At 66.5% G+C, this 20209-nt stretch carries 24 protein-coding genes; 15 read left to right on the top strand and 9 right to left on the bottom strand.

What is annotated here, in order from left to right; translation table 11 throughout:
• Nucleotide 1 precedes the first annotated feature (1 nt).
• Nucleotides 2-856, top strand: coding sequence for a 3-hydroxyacyl-CoA dehydrogenase family protein (locus tag QOH60_RS22725; RefSeq protein ID WP_526424114.1), 855 nt, complete (start codon nucleotides 2-4; stop codon nucleotides 854-856).
• A gap of 4 nt (nucleotides 857-860) precedes the next feature.
• On the opposite strand, the gene QOH60_RS22720 is transcribed toward QOH60_RS22725, so the two are convergent.
• From QOH60_RS22720 to QOH60_RS22710, 3 genes are all read right to left on the bottom strand, one after another.
• On the bottom strand, nucleotides 861-1715 hold the full coding sequence (locus QOH60_RS22720; RefSeq protein ID WP_526424113.1) for an endonuclease domain-containing protein: 855 nt from the start codon (nucleotides 1713-1715) through the stop codon (nucleotides 861-863).
• Between the two features lie 105 nt (nucleotides 1716-1820).
• Nucleotides 1821-2687, bottom strand: a complete 867-nt coding sequence (locus QOH60_RS22715; protein WP_526424112.1) for a polyphosphate kinase 2 family protein — start codon at nucleotides 2685-2687, stop codon at nucleotides 1821-1823.
• Between the two features lie 9 nt (nucleotides 2688-2696).
• Nucleotides 2697-3389 carry a TetR/AcrR family transcriptional regulator gene (locus QOH60_RS22710; RefSeq protein WP_526424111.1) on the bottom strand — a complete coding sequence of 231 codons (693 nt, stop codon included), beginning with the start codon at nucleotides 3387-3389 and terminating at the stop codon, nucleotides 2697-2699.
• Nucleotides 3390-3540: 151 nt separating this feature from the next.
• Here QOH60_RS22710 and QOH60_RS22705 point away from each other — a divergent pair, with 151 nt between their 5' ends.
• From QOH60_RS22705 to deoC, 6 genes are all read left to right on the top strand, one after another.
• Nucleotides 3541-4803, top strand: coding sequence for a DUF445 domain-containing protein (locus tag QOH60_RS22705; RefSeq protein WP_526424163.1), 1263 nt, complete (start codon nucleotides 3541-3543; stop codon nucleotides 4801-4803).
• 90 nt (nucleotides 4804-4893) lie between these two features.
• Nucleotides 4894-5334, top strand: a complete 441-nt coding sequence (locus QOH60_RS22700) for a helix-turn-helix domain-containing protein (protein ID WP_526424110.1) — start codon at nucleotides 4894-4896, stop codon at nucleotides 5332-5334.
• A 63-nt stretch (nucleotides 5335-5397) separates the two neighbouring features.
• Nucleotides 5398-6033: a heparin-binding hemagglutinin gene (locus QOH60_RS22695; RefSeq protein ID WP_526424109.1), complete on the top strand. Its 636-nt coding sequence runs from the start codon at nucleotides 5398-5400 to the stop codon at nucleotides 6031-6033.
• 96 nt (nucleotides 6034-6129) lie between these two features.
• Nucleotides 6130-6429, top strand: a complete 300-nt coding sequence (locus tag QOH60_RS22690) for a DUF2516 family protein (RefSeq protein ID WP_526424108.1) — start codon at nucleotides 6130-6132, stop codon at nucleotides 6427-6429.
• A gap of 19 nt (nucleotides 6430-6448) precedes the next feature.
• A complete protein-coding gene (locus tag QOH60_RS22685; RefSeq protein WP_526424107.1) occupies nucleotides 6449-6838 on the top strand; it encodes a DUF2599 domain-containing protein in 390 nt (129 codons plus the stop codon).
• Nucleotides 6838-7509, top strand: a complete 672-nt coding sequence (gene deoC, locus QOH60_RS22680; protein WP_526424106.1) for a deoxyribose-phosphate aldolase — start codon at nucleotides 6838-6840, stop codon at nucleotides 7507-7509. Before QOH60_RS22685 ends, deoC begins: the two co-directional genes overlap by 1 nt.
• On the opposite strand, the gene QOH60_RS22675 is transcribed toward deoC, so the two are convergent.
• From QOH60_RS22675 to QOH60_RS22665, 3 genes are read right to left on the bottom strand one after another with little or no spacing between them, the layout of a single operon-like run.
• Complete coding sequence (locus tag QOH60_RS22675; protein WP_526424105.1) at nucleotides 7504-8556, bottom strand: LmeA family phospholipid-binding protein; 1053 nt, start codon at nucleotides 8554-8556, stop codon at nucleotides 7504-7506. The two genes, deoC and QOH60_RS22675, sit on opposite strands and share 6 nt — an antisense overlap.
• Nucleotides 8553-9374 (bottom strand): carbon-nitrogen hydrolase family protein, encoded by an 822-nt coding sequence (locus tag QOH60_RS22670; RefSeq protein ID WP_526424104.1) that lies wholly within the window; start codon nucleotides 9372-9374, stop codon nucleotides 8553-8555. The genes QOH60_RS22675 and QOH60_RS22670 overlap by 4 nt, the downstream gene beginning before the upstream one ends.
• Nucleotides 9375-9383: 9 nt before the next feature.
• Nucleotides 9384-9890 (bottom strand): DUF2505 family protein, encoded by a 507-nt coding sequence (locus QOH60_RS22665; protein WP_526424103.1) that lies wholly within the window; start codon nucleotides 9888-9890, stop codon nucleotides 9384-9386.
• 26 nt (nucleotides 9891-9916) lie between these two features.
• Here QOH60_RS22665 and QOH60_RS22660 point away from each other — a divergent pair, with 26 nt between their 5' ends.
• Complete coding sequence (locus tag QOH60_RS22660; RefSeq protein WP_526424102.1) at nucleotides 9917-10975, top strand: UDP-N-acetylmuramate dehydrogenase; 1059 nt, start codon at nucleotides 9917-9919, stop codon at nucleotides 10973-10975.
• A gap of 34 nt (nucleotides 10976-11009) precedes the next feature.
• On the top strand, nucleotides 11010-12299 hold the full coding sequence (locus QOH60_RS22655) for an Ig-like domain-containing protein (protein ID WP_526424101.1): 1290 nt from the start codon (nucleotides 11010-11012) through the stop codon (nucleotides 12297-12299).
• Here the strand turns inward: QOH60_RS22655 and QOH60_RS22650 are convergent.
• Nucleotides 12277-13026, bottom strand: coding sequence for an SDR family oxidoreductase (locus QOH60_RS22650; RefSeq protein WP_526424100.1), 750 nt, complete (start codon nucleotides 13024-13026; stop codon nucleotides 12277-12279). The two genes, QOH60_RS22655 and QOH60_RS22650, sit on opposite strands and share 23 nt — an antisense overlap.
• 218 nt (nucleotides 13027-13244) lie before the next feature.
• Between QOH60_RS22650 and QOH60_RS22645 the strand changes: the two genes are divergently transcribed.
• From QOH60_RS22645 to regX, 6 genes are all read left to right on the top strand, one after another.
• Nucleotides 13245-14465, top strand: coding sequence for an ROK family protein (locus QOH60_RS22645; RefSeq protein WP_526424099.1), 1221 nt, complete (start codon nucleotides 13245-13247; stop codon nucleotides 14463-14465).
• A 47-nt stretch (nucleotides 14466-14512) separates the two neighbouring features.
• The gene (gene mshA / locus QOH60_RS22640) at nucleotides 14513-15829 is read left to right on the top strand and encodes a D-inositol-3-phosphate glycosyltransferase (protein WP_526424098.1); all 1317 of its coding nucleotides are present in this window, start codon (nucleotides 14513-14515) and stop codon (nucleotides 15827-15829) included.
• Between the two features lie 19 nt (nucleotides 15830-15848).
• Entirely contained in the window at nucleotides 15849-16397 is a 549-nt protein-coding gene (locus QOH60_RS22635; protein WP_526424097.1) for a YbjN domain-containing protein, read from the top strand.
• A 13-nt stretch (nucleotides 16398-16410) separates the two neighbouring features.
• Entirely contained in the window at nucleotides 16411-17172 is a 762-nt protein-coding gene (locus tag QOH60_RS22630; RefSeq protein ID WP_526424096.1) for a phosphoglyceromutase, read from the top strand.
• A 94-nt stretch (nucleotides 17173-17266) separates the two neighbouring features.
• Nucleotides 17267-18436: a sensor histidine kinase gene (locus QOH60_RS22625; RefSeq protein ID WP_526424095.1), complete on the top strand. Its 1170-nt coding sequence runs from the start codon at nucleotides 17267-17269 to the stop codon at nucleotides 18434-18436.
• An 18-nt stretch (nucleotides 18437-18454) separates the two neighbouring features.
• Nucleotides 18455-19141 carry a two-component sensory transduction protein RegX gene (regX, locus tag QOH60_RS22620; RefSeq protein ID WP_526424094.1) on the top strand — a complete coding sequence of 229 codons (687 nt, stop codon included), beginning with the start codon at nucleotides 18455-18457 and terminating at the stop codon, nucleotides 19139-19141.
• A 202-nt stretch (nucleotides 19142-19343) separates the two neighbouring features.
• Here regX and QOH60_RS22615 read toward each other — a convergent pair whose 3' ends face one another.
• Nucleotides 19344-19925, bottom strand: a complete 582-nt coding sequence (locus QOH60_RS22615) for a hypothetical protein (protein ID WP_526424093.1) — start codon at nucleotides 19923-19925, stop codon at nucleotides 19344-19346.
• Nucleotides 19922-20209: a YciI family protein gene (locus QOH60_RS22610; RefSeq protein ID WP_526424162.1), complete on the bottom strand. Its 288-nt coding sequence runs from the start codon at nucleotides 20207-20209 to the stop codon at nucleotides 19922-19924. Before QOH60_RS22610 ends, QOH60_RS22615 begins: the two co-directional genes overlap by 4 nt.

The following is a 20209-nucleotide window of genomic DNA, read 5'->3' as shown; positions in this document are numbered from 1 at the left end:
CATGAGCATTGAACGCGTGGGCGTCATCGGGGCCGGCCAGATGGGCTCAGGCATCGCCGAGGTGTCGGCGAAGGCGGGCGCCGATGTCGTGGTGTTCGAGCCCACCGAAGAGCTGGTCAACGCCGGCCGCGAGCGAATCACCCAGTCGCTCGAGCGCGCGGCTGCAAAGGGCAAGCTCTCCGAAAGCGATCGGGATGCCGCGCTGGCCAAGCTGAGTTTCACCACGAGCCTCGCCGATCTGTCTGACCGCCAGCTCGTGATCGAGGCCGTCATCGAGGACGAGACGGTCAAGGGCCGGATCTTCACCGAGCTCGACGAGCTCATCACCGATCCGGACGCGGTGCTCGCGTCGAACACGTCGAGCATCCCGATCATGAAAATCGCTGCGGCAACGAAGAATCCGAGCCGCGTGCTCGGCCTGCACTTCTTTAATCCGGTGCCGGTGCTGCCTCTCGTCGAGCTGATCAGCACGCTTGTTACCTCCGACGAAGCGGCTGCGAGAGTCGAGGAGTTCGCGAGCGGTGTGTTGGGCAAGCAGGTGGTGCGGTGCGGTGACCGGTCGGGGTTCATCGTCAATGCGCTGCTGGTGCCTTATCTGCTCTCCGCGGTCAGGATGGTCGAAACCGGCGCTGCGACAGTCGAGGACATCGATAAGGCGGTGGTCGCAGGGTTGTCACACCCGATGGGACCTCTGCGGCTGTCTGACCTCATCGGGCTCGACACGATGAAGCTGATCGCCGACTCGATGTACGACGAGTTGAAGGATCCGAACTACGCCCCGCCGCCCTTGCTGCTGCGGATGGTCGAGGCGGGCCAGCTGGGCAAAAAGTCCGGGCGCGGCTTCTACAGCTACTAGTGCTCTACACCGAGCGCACGTATCCGCGTGACACCAGCGCGCGGCGTGCACGTTCGACCACGTGGGCCGGGTTGAAGCCCAGCTGAGTTGAGCTCACCCGTACGATGATCCAGCCCTGCGCTGCTAGGAATTCCAGCCTTTCGATATCTTTCGCGTAGTCATCGGGATTCGTCCAGTGCTGCTCTCCGTCGTATTCGACGCCGACTTTGTACTCGGGCCAACCCATGTCGATGCGTCGATTGCCTACGCGGATCTGCGTGATGATCGGTGTCAGGCCGGCGCGCACGAGAAGTAGTCGTAGCCGCGTCTCCTGCGGCGACTCGGCGCCGGCATCGGCGAGGGCGAGGACGCGTCGCAGTTGGCGAATTCCACGCGCACCGGGATAACGGTCGGCGATCCTGGACACGTCATCGACCGAGCATCGACGCGCGTTCAGCACCGAGTCCACACGGATGATGTTCGTATCGAACGGGAGTCGGCGACCGAGGTCGTAGGCGGTGCGAGCTCCGGTGCTGCACGTCATGTCGCCCACCCGAAAGACCTCATCGGGCGCGAAAGCGTCGCTGCGCACAATCACCCCGTCCGTCGCGCGTGCCTTGGAGCGTCCCAGTTCTGCGGGGAGATCGTCAGGTATCCACTTGACGCCCATGATGGCGGCGGCGGAATGGCCCACGAGCACCGCGTCGCGACCCGACCACAGCCACGCTGCTCGAGCCCGCCAGTACGCGTCCAGCTCGAGTCCGTTGAGCAGATAGACATTGCGATGCACCATGGTGTAGTACCTGCGCAACTGTTGGCGCGTCAGTACTCCCGATGCAATTGCCTCAGACGCCACAACCAGCGCATCGAATCCCCCCACCGCTGAATTCTCATGCGTCGAGAACCCACTTGTTGACGGATTTTTTCCCGGATACGTCAACAAGTGGGTTCTCGGCGCGGCACAGCGACGCCCAAGCCGAAAGGGCTAAGTGGCGGCGAGGCGCTTCTTCTCGCCCTCTACGTCGAAATCAGCTGGCGGCCAGGTTAAATGGAGGCTCGTCAGCGCTTCGATCAGCAGCTCGGTGATCGCAAGGCGCGCATACCACTTCCTGTCGGCGGGCACGACGAACCACGGCGCATGCTCAGTCGAGCAGCGGTCGAACACCGCCTGGTACGCCTCCATGTATTTGGGCCAGAGCATTCTCTCGTCGACGTCGGAGGGGTTGTACTTCCAGTATTTGTCCGGTCGCTCAAGGCGTTCCATCAACCGCTTCTTCTGCTCGCCGAGCGAGATGCAAAGCGCGACCTTGACGACCGTCGTCCCGTCGGCGACGAGCTTGTTCTCGAACCTGTTGATTTCTTCGTAGCGCTTGTCCCACACATCCTGGGGCACCAGGTTGTGCACACGCACGATCAGCACATCCTCGTAGTGGGAACGGTCGAAGACCCCGATATGTCCCGCCGCCGGCAGAGCGCGCCGAATGCGCCACAGGTAATTGTGTTTGGTTTCTTCCTCGGTGGGCTTGCCGAAGCTGGTGTATCTGATTCCCTGCGGATTACCGGATCCCACAACGTGTTTGGTGATTCCGCCCTTGCCTGAGGTGTCCATGCCCTGAAGTACGAGCAGAATCGAGCGGTTATCGCCCTCTCTGCTGCGGGCGTACAGCATCTCCTGCAGCTCGGCGTATTCCGCACAGCGCTCGAGAAGGAGATCGGGGGCATCGCTCTTCGATCCCTTGAATCCCGGTGTGGCACGGGTGTCGATGTCGGCTACCTTGTCGCCGGCGCTGAACGCCAGCACCTTTCGAGGCTCATGGGTCCACACATCGGGCAGCTCGGGCTTCTTGGCCATGGTGGCAGGTTAGTCGGGCGCGGGCAGTAGCGGAGGCGGATGCGGTTGTTCCCTGAACATTTCCAGCGATCCGCGAACCTCGACGATGCCGCACAAGGCATTCCACGACATCATCGTCAGGTAGTCGATCAGGTCGTCGGCGCTCATTCGAGGGTCCGACATCCACGAGTGGGTGGCCAGCTGCACCCCACCGACCGTCATGTAAGCCCACGCTTCCGCGCCTCGCGTGTCCATCCCGACCGCGGACATGCGGCGGCGCAGCATCACCGCGAGCATGCGGGCGATGATCCGCTCAGAGTCCGCGACGTTCTTGCTCGCCGAGCCGTTCGCCATCACGAACCGGTACGGCTCGGGTTCGGCCGCGACCGTCTGCACGTAGACCCGGATGATTTCGCGCGTGAGATCGAAACCGTCGAGGTTCGAGGACAGCGCCTTGGTCATGTTCGGGATGAGCGTGGTCTGGGCAAACCGCATCATCACCGCGGTGGTCAAGTCGTTCTTGTCGACGAAGTATCGGTACAGAACCGTCTTCGACACCCCGATGTCGGCCGCGATCTCGTCCATGCTGACGTGGCGACCCCGTCGGCGGATGGCTTCCAACGTTCCGTCTACCAGTTCGTTGCGGCGCTCCACTTTGTGCTTGTGCCACCGCCGCTTGCGACCGTCCACCTTCACGGGTGCAGCCGAGAATTGCTCTACCACTGTGTGGATGTCCGTTCGTTAGCCCCTCGCAATATTACGGCGCGATTCGTCCAAGCGGCTGTTGTGCCCGGCGCGTTGCATTTGCCTGGATGATGGAGGGGTGACGCACCGCGCGATCGAGCCCGACCGGACCACATCCGGCGTGAGCAGCATGTTCGCGGTCGACACGAGCGGCGACGCTCAGCGCCGCAGCCAGCTGCGGCGGATGAAGGTGGTCGCGACGGGCTTCCTGGTGGGCGCGACGGTGCTGTTCCTGATCTGCCGGTACGCGCAGAGCCAGGGTGCCGCAGCGTGGGTCGGCTACATCGCGGCTGCCGCCGAGGCGGGCATGGTGGGTGCGCTCGCCGACTGGTTTGCCGTGACCGCTCTGTTCAAGCATCCGCTGGGCATCCCGATCCCGCACACCGCGATCATCAAGCGCAAGAAGGACCAGCTCGGCGAGGGCCTGGGCACCTTCGTCCGGGAGAACTTCCTCTCGCCCGAAGTTGTGGAGACGAAGGTCCGCGACGCGCAGATCGCCAGCCGGATGGGGAAGTGGCTCGCTGACCGCGACCATGCCACCCGGGTGGCCGGCGAAGCGTCAAGCGTGCTGCGCGTGGGTGTCGAGATGCTGCGCGACGAGGACGTGCAGCATGTCTTCGACCGGATGATCATCAAGCGCCTCGCCGAGCCGAAATGGGGCCCGCCGGTGGGCCGGGTGCTCGGCACGCTGCTCGCGGAGAACCGTCAGGAAGCACTGCTTCAGCTGCTGGCCGACCGTGCGTTCGAATGGTCGCTGAACGCCGGCGAGGTCATCCGGCGCGTGGTTGAGCGCGACTCGCCCAGTTGGTCGCCGCGTTGGGTCGATCACCTCCTCGGCGACCGTATCCACCGTGAGCTGATGGACTTCACCGACAAAGTTCGCCGCAACCCCGATCACGAGCTGCGCCGGTCGGCGAACAAGTTCCTGTTCGAGTTCGCCGACGATCTGCAGCACGACGACGCCACGATCGCCAAAGCCGAGGCAGTCAAGGACCAGATCATGGCCCGCGACGAGGTCACCCGCGCCGCGGAGACCGCGTGGTCGGCGCTCAAGCGGATGATTCTCGAATCGGTCGACGACCCGTCCAGTGCGCTGCGCACCCGGATCGCCGAGTCGGTCATGCACATCGGGGAATCGCTGCGCGACGACGCCGATCTCAGGGACAAAGTCGACAATTGGATCGTTCGGGGCGCCAAGCACGTCGTGGCCGAATACGGCGTTGAGATCACCGCGATCATCACTGAAACCATCGAGCGGTGGGACGCCGACGAGGGCAGCCGCCGCATCGAGTTGTACGTGGGACGGGATCTGCAGTTCATCCGGATCAACGGCACCGTCATCGGCTCACTGGCCGGTTTGGTGATCTATACCGTCGCTCAGCTGCTATTTTAAGAAAGTGCTAACACACTGCTTGCAAAAGCTAGCACTACCTCTTAGGCTTGGGTCGTACGTACTGATACCCGTCCATCGAGGTGGTAAACGATGCATCCACAAGAGGTCGACCAGACCTCTGGCGACGTCACAGAGGCCGAAAGCGCCGTTGGTGACATCGCCGCGGTGGTCAGCAATGCCGCCCAGGATATCGGCAGCTTCATAAGGGCGCAGCGTGTAGCGGCCCAGGTGTCGGTACGGCAATTGGCCGAAAAGGCCGGTGTCAGCAACCCGTATCTCAGCCAGATCGAGCGCGGATTGCGTAAACCCTCCGCCGAGGTGCTCAACCAGCTCGCCAAGGCACTGCGGGTTTCTGCTGAGGTGCTCTACATCCAGGCCGGAATCCTCGAGCCTGGTGAGCCCAGTGCGGTTCGACACGCGATCGTCAACGACACGGCGATCACCGAGCGGCAGAAGCAGGTTCTGCTCGACATCTACTCCTCGTTCTGCCAACAGAACGAAGCTGCCCGTGAGGAGTCGTCAACTGCCTGACTGTCCAGAATCCACCGCAATTCAATAAGCAGATGTGCCAGAAGATCGAAAGGAATCAAATTCATGGCTAACAAGAAGAAGAACCAGAACCCGACTGTCGATGACCTGAAGGCTCCGTTGTTTGCCGCAGTCGGCGCCGCCGACCTGGCGCTGGAGCGTGTCAACGAGATCGTCGCCGCGCTTCGCGAGCGTGCCGAAGAGGCCCGCACCGACGCCACCGAGGCGGTCGAGGAGACCCGCGGACGGATCGCCAAGCTGCAGGACCTGCCGGAGCTTGCGCAGGAGCGCGCGCAGGAGCTTCGCGGCCGGCTGAGTGGCGACGAGCTGCGTCGGGCTGCCGAGGGCTACCGCGAGCAGGCCACCGAGCTCTACAACACCCTTATTGAGCGTGGCGAGGCCGCCCTCGAGAGGCTGCGCAACCAGCCGGGGTTCGAAGAGCGCCGGGCGCAGGCCGAGAAGCGGTTCAGCGAGACCGTCGAGCTGACCCAGGAAGCGCTGGGCAACGTCGCGAGCCAGACCCGCGCGGTCGGTGAGCGCGCTGCGGCGCTGATCGGTCGGGACGCGCCGAAGAAGGTGGGTTCCGCCAAGAAGGCGGCGCCGACCAAGAAGGCCGTGAAAAAGGCCACCACGGCCAAGACGGCCACCGCCAAGAAGGCCCCGGCCAAGAAGGCTCCGGCCAAGAAGGTCACCCAGAAGTAATCACGAGTCTGCCCCGGCAGGTGTTCCCACCTGGGAGCCCTGTCCGGGGCAGACCAATTCGGCGATCGGGACGGTACCCGCTATAGGCTTGGAGCCGTGAGGCTCCCTGACCTGGCGGGTATCGTCCTGATTGTTTTGGCGATCGCCATTCTCGCCATGGTGGTCTACGCCTTCATCCACGCTTCGTTGCAGCGCAGCGATGCCTACACGGCTATCGGCAAGCTGACGAAGCCGTTGTGGCTGATCATCCTCGGCGTCGCGGGTCTGCTGAGCGCGACGGCGCTGATGAGCTTCGGTCTCAACATCATGGGCCCGATCATCGGGGCGTGCGCCGCAGGTATCTACCTTGTCGATGTGCGGCCGAAACTCCTTGAAATTCAGGGAAAGTCGCGATAGCTCCATGAGACTGGGCTTGATGACCGCGACGGCGGTTGCCGCAGTGGCGATGACCATGGCGGCTGCCGCCCCGGCGAGGGCGGACGCGCCGCCGCCGCCGTACATCGACCACGCGGTGTGGGTGCACTGGGCCGATTTGTCCAGCCTGCGGGTGTATCCGACGCCGGCCGGACGTGAGGCCAGCACCGACTTCACCAGCCCCAACGAGGCGTGGGCAGAGGTGCTTGCCGACGCACCCGACGCGAACCTTCCGGGCATGCGAGAGCAGTTCGTGTGCCATTGGCAGCTGGCGGAATTCGGCGCGCCAGGCAAGACGAGCTGGAACCTCGAGCCATTCCGGCCCGTGGTGAGCTCCGACAAGATGCTGGAATCGCACTGCAATCCCGGCAACATCGACGAACCGTTCTGATGCTCTCGCGCGCCGGGCTGGCCAAGCTCGTCGACCACACACTCCTGAAGCCCGAAGCGACGGCCGCTGACGTCGTCGCGTTGGTGGGCGAGGCGGTTGCGCTCGGCACCTACGCGGTATGCGTGTCGCCGTCCATGGTGGCAGTGGCCGTCGCCGAGTTGCCCACGGGCGGGCCGATCGTCGCGTCGGTGGTGGGCTTCCCGTCAGGTAAGCACCTCACCGAGGTCAAAGCCTCAGAAGCCGCCCTCGCGGTGGCCGCGGGTGCAGGCGAGGTCGACATGGTCATCGACGTGGGAGCCGCACTCGCAGGGGACTTCGCGGCGGTGCGCGACGACATCGCCGGCGTCCGTGCGGCCGTGCCGGACGTGGTGTTGAAGGTGATCGTCGAGTCGGCGGCGTTGTTGAGCCTGGGGAGTGAACCGACCCTGCTGGACGCGTGCAGATGCGCCGAAGACGCGGGCGCGGATTTCGTCAAGACCTCCACGGGATTTCACCCCAGCGGAGGCGCGTCCACCCACGCCGTTGAGCTGATGGCGGGTGCGGTGGGACACCGAATCGGGGTCAAGGCCAGCGGCGGCATCCGTACCGCCGAGGCGGCGTGCGCGATGGTGAACGCGGGCGCCACCCGGCTCGGGCTGTCAGGAACCCGAAATGTGCTCGACGGGTTATAGATTCGCGAAGCAGGGATCGGTGTCGTGCGCCGGGAAGTCGGCACCTGCGCTCGAAAAGCGCGCCACCACACCGTCATCCGTCACCTGAATGGAGTCGGGCTTGACGTTGAGCGGGTAGTTCTCGGCGAGCCGATCGGTGATGCCGCCGAGGAACGACTGCACCGCCTCAGGGGGGAACGGCAGGCCCAATGCGTTGAGGCTGACCATATTCACCTTGAGATCGTGGTTGGTGACCTCCGGCTTAGCGACGATGCTGCCGAGCGGGCCTGACAGTTTGATCGTGCCGTCCGCGGAGCTGGTGGTGACGTCGGTCACGATGCTTCCGACCAACGGGACCTGTTGGGCAGTGGCTTTGATGCCGCTGTTCGGCCAGGTGATCGTCGCGTCGATGGCACCGATCGTGCCGGCTCCGTTCTTTCCGCCGTCGAGGCGGACATCGGCGATGGAGATATCGGCCTTCATCCCCTTGGCCTCACGGATGTTGTCACCAGCGGTGACGATCCGGATGCCCCTGTAGTCGCCGGTCATGTGCTGCCAGAGAAATGGCGGCGTGAGCGCAAACGACACGTCGCTGGCGTCGTCTTTTGCCACGCATTTGATGGCCTCGCCCACCACGGTTGCCGCGCGGTCTCGGGCATACCACTCGCCGCCGGCAAGTCCCGCGGCGATGAGGGCGAGCGCGATCACGACGATGAGCGCGATCGACACCGGATCGCGCCGCAGGGGCCGTTTGGCCGGCTTCTCGGCGGCCTCGTCTGCTGTCGGCGGACCTGACGGCGGTGGTGGCGGCCCGGAGGGCGCCGACTGCGGCGGCACGCCTTGGGTCGGGATTCTCTGCGTCGGGGGTTCGGCGGGCCTGGACGTCGGAATGTGCTGTGTCGGCTGGTCCATCGGGCTGCCCGGCCTTGGAATGCGCTGAGTGGACCCCTCCCCGCCCGGAGGCGGCGGGCCTGGCCGGGCAGGGGGCTGCGCCGGCGGCTGACCGGGGCCCGGAGGGCGCGCCCAGGTCCTCGGGTCGTTGTCCTGCGGCCCTCGCGGATTCGTCATCCGCGCGATTCTGCCTTATCAAGGTGAGGGATCGCTGAGCGGTTGCGGAGCACAGCGAGCGTGTCACGTGCAGCGGTCACGGCGGCGAGGTCGATGTCGGCCACCACAAGTCCCGGCTCTGCGCCGGCCTGGGCGACCACCTCGCCCAGCGGCGAGGCAACCAGGCTGCCGCCGACGCCCATCGGCGCCCCGAGGGCGGCGGCCAGCTCGTCGCCGGGGTAGGCCTGACCGGCCGCGGCGACGAAGCTGGTGGAATCGATCGCCCGCGCCCTCGCCAGCAGGGTCCATTGGTCGAGCTTGCCGGGCCCGGAGCCCCACGACGCGCTGACTGTCATCACCTGTGCGCCCCGGTCGGCCAGCTCGGTGTACAGGGCAGGAAACCGGACGTCGTAGCACGTCGTCAGGCCGATCACGACGCCATCTACTTCGATCACGACGGGTTCATGGCCAGGGGCGACATTGCGGGACTCGGTGAACCCGAACGCGTCATACAGATGGATCTTGTCGTAGTGGGTGTCCACGCCGGGACCCGTCGCGATCAACGTGTTGGTGACCCGCCCGTCTGGGCTGGGCACGAACATCCCGGCGACGACGACCACGCCGGCGTTCGCGGCGATCGATCGCACCGCAGACGCCCACGGTCCGTCAACGGGCTCGGCCACGGGCGCGAGCGGAACACCGAACCGGCACATGGTGGCCTCGGGGAACACCACAAGCGACGCGCCAGCGTCGGCGGCTTGCCGTGCGCCGTCGGCCACGAATTCGAGGTTCGCGGTGGGGTCTGTGCCGGATCGAACTTGGGCGAGCGCGATGCGCATGGGGCGAGCCTAGTGGTGCTCGGCGATCCACTTCGTGGTGAACCGCTGCTCTGCGGCGATGAGGTCGTTCAGGTGGGTGCCGATGAAGTCCTCGAGCTTGCCTCCCACGAGGGGAACGTCGACGTCGACCGACACCGTGATCTGCAGCCGGGAACCGGCGTTCGCGGGCGCCAGCACGGCGCTGCCGGAGAGCGAGACGGGCGCGCCGCGCACCTCGCCGCCGACCTCGGCGCGCGCGGCGCCGTCGGTCACGGGCGTCCACTTCTCGTGCCGCACGATCTCCAGGTCACCGTGATGGAACTGACGGACCACCCCCGGCAGGCGATCGGAGCGCAGGCGCTGCGTCGTCACCACCGCGACGCTGCCGTCGCCATCGACGGCGATCGAATCCAATGACGCGCTGTCGACGCCTGAGTCGGCCAGGCGCGCCTGCCAATACGCTTTGTCGGCGAACGCCGAGTGGACTTGTTCGACGGAGCCGGAATAGTCGGCCGACAAGTCGAATGAACGCGGCATAGCAGGCCAGGCTACCGTTACCGGCCGTGGCCCCTGCGGGATTCGGCGGCGCGAGCGTGGCGTACGACGTTGCGGTCGCGCCGCTGACCACCCTTCGCGTCGGACCTAGAGCACGCCGTGTGATCACCTGTGGCACAACGGATCAGGTGGTCGCGGCAGTACGTGCGGTCGATGCCGAGCCGGGGCAGGCGCTGGTGCTGGCCGGCGGGTCCAACGTGGTGATCGCCGACGAACTGACCGATCTGACGGTCGTCCGGCTGGCGACTGGGAAAGTCGTCGTCGACGGCCACCTGCTGCGCGCGGAGGCCGGCGCGAACTGGGACGACGTCGTTGCTGCGTCGCTGCGGCATGGGCTCGGCGGCCTGGAATGCCTGTCCGGTATTCCGGGCTCCACGGGAGCAACTCCCGTGCAGAACGTCGGCGCATACGGCGTCGAAGTCGCCGACCTCATCACGCGGGTGCGTCTGCTGGACCGCCGCAGCGGCGAGGATCGCTGGGTGGAGCCGCACGCACTGGGATTCGGCTATCGGCACAGTGTGCTGAAGGACACACGAACCTCTGTCGTGCTGGAGGTCGAGTTCGGGCTCGACGCGTCGGGGCGCAGCGCACCGCTGCGCTACCGCGAGCTGATCGACGCGCTCGGGGCCGACGAAGGGGACCGCACGGATCCGGCCCGTGTCCGCGACGCGGTGCTAGCCCTGCGCACACGCAAGGGCATGGTGCTCGACGACGACGACCACGACACCTGGAGCGTCGGGTCGTTCTTCACCAATCCTGTGGTAGCGACCGCAGATTACGAACGGCTGCAAGGCAATTGCGACGAACGGGTGCCGCACTTCCCGGAAGCGGGCGACATCAAGCTCGCTGCCGGCTGGCTGGTCGAAAAGGCGGGTTTCGGGAAAGGGTTCCCCGGGCTCGGTGCGCCCGCGCGGCTGTCGACAAAGCACGCGCTGGCGATCACGAACCGGGGGCCCGCGACCGCGACCGACGTTGTCGCGTTGGCACGTACCGTGCGCGACGGCGTCCGCGACAGGTTCGGTATCACGCTCGTTCCCGAGCCGGTGCTGGTGGGCGTGGCGATTTAGCGGGCGGGCGTCGCCGTCCGTACCCTTGATGGACGTGATACCCGCTGACGGCCTGCCGCGATTGACCCGCCGCAGAGCGCTCACCGCGCTCGCGGTGGGGGTCGTCGCGCCCGGTGCGCTGGCGTCGTGCGTGACGAAGTCCGGCCAACAGGGTCCCGCACCCCAGCCCGCCCCCAAGGCCGCTGTGAACCTGCGCCCCGGCGATGCCGCGACGGATGTCATACCGACGTCACCGATCGGCGCGGAGGTGCGTGACGGCTGGTTCCAGCGGGTGTCGCTGACGAACGCCGAAGGCAGGGTAGTGGCAGGAACGCTCAGCCAGGACCGCACCGCGTTCGTGGTCACCGAACCCCTCGGCTACGACGCCACCTACAAATGGAATGGTTCCGTGGTCGGCCGCGACGGGTTGGCCGTTCCGGTCAGTGGCGGGTTCAGCACCGTCAAGCCCAACAACACCGTCGACGGACAGTTCCAGCTCGCCGACGGGCAGACCGTGGGCATCGCGGCGCCGATCATCATGCAGTTCAGCGCGGCGATCTCCAACAAGGCCGCCGTCGAGCGCGCGCTCAACGTCATCACCGAGCCGCCCACTGAAGGCTGCTGGGCGTGGCTGCCCGACGAGGTCGGGGGCTCGCGCGCGCACTGGCGGACCAAGGACTACTACCAGCCTGGAACCACCGTGCGCGTCGACGCCAAGCTCTACGGCACCGACTTCGGCGACGGCAACTACGGTGCCCAGGACCTGACGCTGAACTTCACGATCGGGCGCCGCCAGATCGTGAAGGCGAATGCCCAGTCGCACCGCATTCAGGTGGAAACCGACGCGGGCGTCATCATGGACTTCGCCTGCAGCTACGGCGAGGGCGACCTGCCGCGCAACATCACCCGCAGCGGCACGCACGTCGTCACCGAGAAGTACGCGGATTTCTACATGAGCAACCCGGCCGCCGGCTACGCGAACGTCCACGAGCGCTTCGCCGTGCGGATCTCCAACAACGGCGAGTTCATCCACTGCAACCCCAATAGCATTGGCGCCCAGGGCAATACGAACGTTACCAACGGCTGCATCAACCTGAATCTGGAAAATGCCCAGCAGTACTTCAGCAGCGCGATGTACGGCGACCCCGTCGAGGTCACCGGCACGTCGATCCAGCTGTCCTATGCCGACGGCGACCTCTGGGACTGGGCCGTGGACTGGGATTCCTGGCGGGGGATGTCGGCGATCAAGCCGGCGAACGTGGCGCCGCCGTCCGGCATCCCCAGCACCGCGCCCGTCACACCGACAGACGCCCCTCAGCCGGTCAGCGGTCGTCCCGGCGGCTGAACCGGGAAGCGTTGGCCTGGTCGCGTGGCTTGAGCACGATCAGGTCGAGGTTGACGTGCGAGGGGCGTGACGCGACAAACCCGATCACCTCGGCGACATCCTCGGCAACCAACGGAGTGATGCCCGAATACACGGCGTCGGCCCGGTCCTGATCGCCGTCGAAGCGCACCAACGAGAACTCCGTCTCGACCGCGCCCGGCGCAATCTCGGTCAGGCGGACCGGCTGGCCGAGCAGCTCACCGCGAAGCGTGCGGTGCAGCGCGCCCTGCCCATGCTTGGCCGACGTGTAGCCGGCGCCGTTGTCGTACGTTTCCAGCGCCGCGACAGATGTGACGGTGACGATGAGCCCGTCGCCGGAGTCGATCAGCTTCGGCAACAGCGCGCGCGTCACCCGCAGCGTGCCTATGACGTTCGTCTCCCACATCCAGCGCCAGTGCTCGAGGTCGGCGTCGGCAACCGGCGCCATACCTTTGGCGCCGCCGGCGTTGTTCACCAGCACGTCGACCCGGTCCAGTTGGGCCGCCAACGCGTCCACCGCGGCGCCGTCGGTGACGTCGGCCACGATCGCGGTTCCGCCGATCTCATCGGCCAGTGCCTGGATCCGATCGGCGCGACGGGCTACGGCAACGACGTGAAACCCTTGCTGGGCAAGGGCTTTGGCGGTGGCTTCGCCGATACCGGAACTGGCGCCGGTGATCACGGCGACGCGGCGGTGCGCTGTGCTCATATCCCCAACCTAGCCGCCGACGAGTGTGCGTTCGGCGCCGTGACTGCACACTCGGCGCGAAGAATGACGAGAAGCCGTGCTAAGTTCTTGCCGTGTTCTTTGAGGTGCGCGTCGGGTTCTGCGTGGGCGACCTGTGTTGTCGCCCCGGTTTTCGCCGCGCCTGACTGACCTGTCGGAGCGGCCCGAACCCGCCAACCGACTCCAGAAGGACACCCGATATGCGATCCACCATTCTCCTGAACCGCCAGCACGTCGTCGCGCCGGTGCTGGGGCTTCCCGAGGGCGCCGGCGCCTCGGTGTTCGGTGCCGCGCGGATGCGTGGGCCGATCGCCCGCGACGCCATTGCCCGGGTCACCGCGCTCTCGCCCGCCACGGTCAACCGGCAGGTGACCGCCTTGCTCGACGCCGGACTGCTGCGCGAAAGGCCCGACTTGGCCGCCACGGGGGCGATTGGGCGGCCCCGAGTGCCCGTCGAAGTCAACGACCAGCCGTACCTGACGCTTGGCCTGCACATCGGGGCACGCACCACCAGCATCGTGGCCAGCGACTTGTTCGGCCGCACGCTCGACGCCGTCGAGATGCCGACTCCGCAGACGGGCCAGGCGGCCGCGCTCTCGGCCCTGGCGGCCAGTTCACGGCGCTATCTGAGTCGCTGGCACCGTCGTCGCCCGCTCTGGGTCGGCGTGGCCATCGGCGGCATCGTCGACAGCGCGTCGGGCACGGTCGATCACCCGCGGCTGGGCTGGTCTGAAGCGCCTGTCGGCGCCGTGCTCGCCGAGGCGCTCGGGTTGCCCGCGTCGGTGGCCGTGCACGTCGACGCGATGGCTGGCGCCGAACTGCTTCTCGGCATGAGGCGGTTTTCGGCGGCCTCGTCAACCAGCCTCTACGTCTACGCCCGGGAGACCGTCGGGTACGCGCTCGTGATCGGCGGTCGCGTGCACAGCCCAGCCAGCGGGCCGGGCACCATCGCCGGGCTGGCCGTGCAGTCGACGCTGCTGGGCGGCTCCGGCCGGCTCGAGTCGACGGTCAGCGACGAAGCGGTGGTAGCAGGGGCGCGGCGAATGAGGATCGTGCCAGATGACTCGGCGACGACGACCATGGTGGTGCGCGCGGCGCGGGAGGGCAGCGCGCCCGCCCGTGAGCTGCTCGCCGAGCGGGCCCGCGTCCTCGGGTCCGCGATCGCCCTGCTGCGCGACGTGCTCAATCCTGACGACCTCGTGGTCGGCGGTCAGGCGTTCACCGACTATCCCGAGGGCATGGCTGACCTCGAGGCCGCCTACACCGAGAGTGCGACGCTGCCACCGCGCGACATTCGGCTCACCGCGTTCGGGAACCGTGTGCAGGAGGTCGGGGCCGGAGTGGTGTCGCTGGGCGGCTTGTACGCCGACCCGATCGGGGCGATGCGCCGGGCGTCGCGGCGACCCGGCATACCGGCATGAGGGTGTCACGGGAATAGGTCGATCGCGGTTTCGGGTAGACATGGCATGTGAGCCCTGACCTTCCCGGCCGCGTCGCTGTGCTCTCGGTGCACACGTCCCCGCTGGCCCAGCCGGGCACCGGCGACGCCGGTGGCATGAACGTCTACGTGCTGCAGACCGCGCTGACGATGGCCGCCCGGGGAGTCGAGGTGGAGATCTTCACCCGCGCAACCGCGTCGAGCGATCCGCCTACTGTGCGGGTCGCGCCTTCAGTGCTGGTGCGAAACGTCATCGCCGGCCCGTTCGAGGGCCTCGACAAGAACGACCTTCCCACCCAGCTGTGCGCGTTCACCGCCGGTGTCCTACGGGCCGAGGCCAACCACGAGCCCGGCTATTACGACATCGTGCATTCGCACTATTGGCTGTCCGGGCAGGTCGGCTGGCTCGCCCGTGATCGCTGGGCGGTACCACTCGTGCACACGGCGCACACGCTGGCTGCGGTGAAAAATGCTGCGCTCGCTGACGGTGACGCGCCCGAGCCGCCGATGCGCGCGATCGGCGAGCAGCAAGTGATCGACGAGGCCGATCGACTGATCGTTAACACCGAAGATGAAGCGCGGCAACTCATTTCATTCCACCACGCCGATCCGGCCCGCATCGATGTGGTGCACCCGGGCGTCGATCTGCAGGTGTTCTCGCCTGGTGATCAGGCCGTCGCGCGCCGAGCGCTTGGACTCGACACAGACGAACAAGTGGTGGCGTTCGTCGGCCGGATTCAGCCGCTGAAGGCCCCGGACATCCTGCTGCGTGCGGCTGCCACGCTGACCGACCGGTTTCCGCGGCTGCGCGTGCTGGTGGCCGGCGGGCCCTCGGGTACCGGGCTCGCGGCGCCCGACACCCTCATGCGTCTCGCGGCAGAGCTGGGAATCAGTGCGCGGGTGAGCTTCCTGCCACCGCTGCCGCGTACCGAGATCGCCACTGTCTATCGTGCCGCGGATCTCGTTGCCGTGCCGAGCTACTCGGAATCTTTCGGTCTCGTCGCGATTGAGGCGCAGGCGTGCGGCACGCCCGTGATCGCGGCCGCGGTGGGCGGGCTGCCGGTGGCGGTGCGCGACGGGGTCAGCGGCGCGCTGGTGGCAGGCCACGACGTCGACGACTGGGCGAAGACGATCGAGGCGACGCTGCAACGGACGGGGCCGCAGATGAGCCGGGCCGCAGTCGTGCACGCCGCCCAATTCTCTTGGGGCCGAACCGTCGACGCGCTGCTGGCGTCCTACGGTCACGCGATCGCCGGTTACAGCGCGGCGCATCGTCGCAGCCCGATTCTCGTGCGCGGGCGGCGCAGCGGCCGGAGATGGACGGCGCGGCGCGGGGTGCGGACATGAGTCTGGCGGCTCACGCGCGGTGAATACGCAGGAAATCATCGAGGCCGCACTCGTCGAACGATCGCTGACGTACTCCCATCACGAGGGCGCCCGTGGCGGACCGGCAGGTGTGGTCGTCGAACTCCCCGGCGAGCGCAAGCTCAAGACCAACACCATCCTGACCATCGGCGAGCACTCGGTGCGGGTAGAGGCGTTCGTGTGCCGCAAGCCCGACGAGAACCACGAAGGCGTGTACCGCTTCATGCTCAAGCGCAATCGCAGGCTCTACGGTGTCTCCTACACGCTGGACAACGTTGGCGATATCTACCTCGTCGGGCGGATGGCCCTGTCGTCGGTGACCGCCGACGAGATCGATCGCGTGCTCGGGCAGGTCCTCGAGGCCGTCGACGAAGACTTCAACACCCTGCTGGAATTGGGCTTCTCCACGTCGATCCGCCGGGAGTGGGCATGGCGGGTGTCGCGCGGCGAATCGTTGAAGAACCTCGAGGCGTTCGCGCATCTGATCGATGACGATGACGATGACGATGACGACGACGACGACCGCTCGGCTGACCCCTTGAAGGCGTGAGAGACTGTCCGACATGGGAAATGTCGGCACGCTCGTGCTGCTGCGCCACGGCGAAAGCGAGTGGAACGCACTGAATTTGTTCACCGGCTGGGTGGATGTGGACCTCTCCGAGAAAGGCCGCGCCGAGGCGGTCCGCGGCGGTGAGTTGATCGCCGAGCACAACCTTCTTCCCGACGTGCTCTACACCTCGCTGCTGCGCCGGGCCATCACCACGGCGGATCTCGCGCTGAGCGCCGCCGACCGACTGTGGATTCCGGTCGAACGCAGCTGGCGGCTCAACGAGCGCCACTACGGAGCGCTGCAAGGGCTCAACAAGGCCGAGACCAAGGAGAAGTACGGCGAGGAACAGTTCATGAAGTGGCGGCGCAGTTACGACACGCCGCCGCCGCCCATCGAACGGGGCAGCAAGTTCAGCCAGGACGCCGACCCTCGTTACGTCAACATCGACGGAGGTCCGCTCACCGAATGCCTGGCCGACGTCGTGGTCCGGTTCCTGCCCTACTACACCGACGTGATCGTGCCCGACCTCCGGCTGGGCAAGACCGTGCTGATCGCCGCGCACGGCAATTCGCTGCGGGCACTCGTGAAGTACCTCGACGACATGTCCGATGAGGAAGTCGTGGGGCTGAACATCCCGACCGGAATTCCCCTGCGCTACGACCTCGACGAGCATTTGCGGCCACTCGTTGCCGGTGGCGAATACCTCGATCCCGATGCGGCCGCCGCGGGTGTTGCCGCGGTCGCCAGCCAGGGTGCTTCGGCAAACGTTGGGTAAACGTGGGCCGAACACCTTTGCTGCCATCTGTGACATGTCCCAAATTGGCCGCACGCTGCTGGGGTGACGTTCACCGAATGCGTACGATTTTCGCGTGACTGTTGCATCTGCGGTCCTTGTGGCCGCAGTGGCGGCCGCGCTGGCGCTTGGCATCGGATTGCTGATCGGCGCCCGTGTGGCGGCGCGGAATGCCGAGCGCAGGCGGCTCGCCGCCGCCGAGCAGTCCGGCCTGACGGTGTCGCAGATGCTGCAGGGCATCATCGAGCTGGCTCCCACCGGCGTCGCGGTCGTCGACAATCATCGCGACGTCGTGTTCATGAATGCCAGGGCCAAGGAGTTGGGCCTCGTGCGTGACAGGTTGCTGGATGACCGGGCCTGGGATGCCGCGCGGCGGACCCTGACCAGTGGCGAGGACGTCGACCTCGACCTGTCGCCAGGCCCGTCCGTTTCCGGCCGGTCCGGCCTCTCGGTGCGAGGGTTGTCCCGCGTGCTGGCCGAGGAGGACCGCCGGTTCGTGGTGATCTATGTCTTCGACGACTCCGAGGTGGCGCGGATGGAGGCCACCCGTCGCGACTTCGTCGCCAACGTGAGTCATGAACTGAAGACGCCAGTCGGGGCGATGGGCCTGCTGGCCGAGGCGCTGCTGGAATCGGCCGACGATCCCGAGACGGTGCAGCGATTCGGCGCGAAGATGCACCTGGAGTCACAGCGGCTTGCCAACATGGTCACCGAGCTGATTGAGCTGTCACGACTGCAGGGTGCCGAACGGCTGCCCGAGCTGGAGGCCGTGGACGTCGATACCATTGTGGGAGAGGCGCTTTCGCGATCCAAGGTCGCCGCGGACAACGCCGACATCGCGATCACCACTGACCGGCCGAGCGGGTACAAGGTACATGGCGATCAGACCCTGTTGGTCACAGCGCTGGCCAACCTCGTGTCGAACGCGATCGCCTATTCACCGCCGGGCTCGCCGGTGACCATCAGCAGGCGCCTGCGCGGCGGAAACATCGAAATGGCCGTGACCGACCGGGGTATCGGCATCGCCAGGGAGCATCAGGAGCGGGTGTTCGAGCGGTTCTTTCGGGTCGACAAGGCACGGTCACGCGCGACCGGGGGCACCGGACTGGGCTTGGCGATCGTCAAGCACATCGCGGCAAACCACAACGGGACGATCCGGCTGTGGAGTCAACCGGGGACGGGGTCGACGTTCACGTTGTCGATCCCGGCATACGACGGCACCGATGGCGAAGCCGGCATCGAGTAGGCGGAAAGGAAGAATGACTTGACCAGTGTGCTGATTGTGGAAGACGAGGAGTCGCTGGCCGATCCATTGGCATTTCTCCTGCGCAAGGAGGGATTCGAGGCCACGGTGGTCGCCGATGGGCCGACAGCGTTGGCCGAGTTTGACCGCGCGGGAGCCGATATCGTGCTGCTCGACCTCATGCTGCCTGGCATGAGCGGCACCGACGTGTGCAAGCAATTGCGGGCCAAATCAAGCGTTCCGGTGATCATGGTGACGGCGCGCGACAGTGAGATCGACAAGGTGGTCGGGCTCGAACTGGGCGCCGACGACTACGTCACCAAGCCGTACTCCGCACGTGAGTTGATCGCGCGGATCAGGGCGGTGCTGCGCCGAGGCGCGGACACCGACGACCTGAGCGCCGGCGACGGCGTGCTGGAGTCGGGTCCCGTGCGCATGGACGTTGAGCGCCACGTGGTTTCGGTGAACGGAGAGCAGATCACGTTGCCGCTCAAGGAATTCGACCTCCTCGAATACCTCATGCGCAACAGCGGCCGAGTGCTCACCCGCGGTCAACTGATCGACCGCGTCTGGGGCGCAGACTATGTCGGCGACACGAAGACACTGGACGTTCACGTCAAGCGTCTGAGGAGCAAGATCGAGGCCGACCCGGGCAATCCGGTGCACCTCGTGACGGTGCGCGGGCTGGGCTACAAGCTCGAAGGCTAGCTATCGGCCCACTCCTTTCCTGCGCGAGCGTGCGTGTCTGCGGCCGACACGCCGTAAAACTTGGGGAGTTCGCGCACGCTCGCGGCAGCAGATGACCGGCAGGACATCAGGCGGGAGCCGCCAAGTCCGCATCGCGAGCGTGCGCAAAGTCGTGCAATCAATCGGCGTGTCGCCTGCAGACACGCACGCTCGTGGCAGGGGGTTAGCTCATTAGTCGCGTGAGCTGAGCGATTCGCGGAGCTTCGGGAGCCTGGGTGGTGTCACCATGCGGCAGCTCCGGGCGGCGACGCGGAAGGACGAAGGCGAACGGATGCGAGAACCCAGCCGCGTCGGCGTCGAGCTTCGAGTTACGGATAGAGCTGAACGGCACGAGGATCATCTCGCCGGACGACGGCTCGTAGGTGCGGAATTCGTCTCCGACGACCTCGACGAACAGAATCCAGTGCCGGGGTATGACGTTGCCGATCAGCATCCCGACGGGAAGGCCCGCACCGACCGAGATGATCACGTCGACCAGATCGTCGCGGCGGCCCCCGAAAAGGCCCCGGAACAGCCGCCACCGGTACGGCGCGAACACCGAGAAGGCGCGTGCAATGCCTGCTGGCGTCGTCCCCCAAAACTTCGGCCACACGCGGTTGGCGGCCTCGTGCACGCGATCCTGCTCGTCGGCGAACCAGCTGCCGGTCGCCAGCTCAGTGCCGTAGTCCGCGTCGAGAATCGAGCCGGCCACCACCGCGACGGCGGGCCCGCAAGCCGTGCTGTCACGTTGGACAAGGCGGATCATCCCGTGACGCCGCCCATAATCTCGGCGACGTCGAACGTCGCCACCCCCGCGATGATCACCGGATCGCGCTCGCCGAGTTCGATCACCGCGGCCTGGCTGCCCGCGCGCACGACACCCAGACCCCACACTCCCTCCGGGTCGGCGACCGGCCCGTAGACCACCACGCGACCCGCTTGCAACAACTCCCGCCAATACGCAGCGTGACGCTCCATCGCATCCTGCTCGCCGGGCGTCATGGTCTGCGCGAAGTCAGCACGCGGCGGCAGCAGCCGCAACAGGAACAG

Source organism: Mycobacterium sp., assembly GCF_032159765.1.
GTDB lineage: Bacteria > Actinomycetota > Actinomycetes > Mycobacteriales > Mycobacteriaceae > Mycobacterium.
This window is presented reverse-complemented; position numbering and strand designations above follow the sequence as displayed.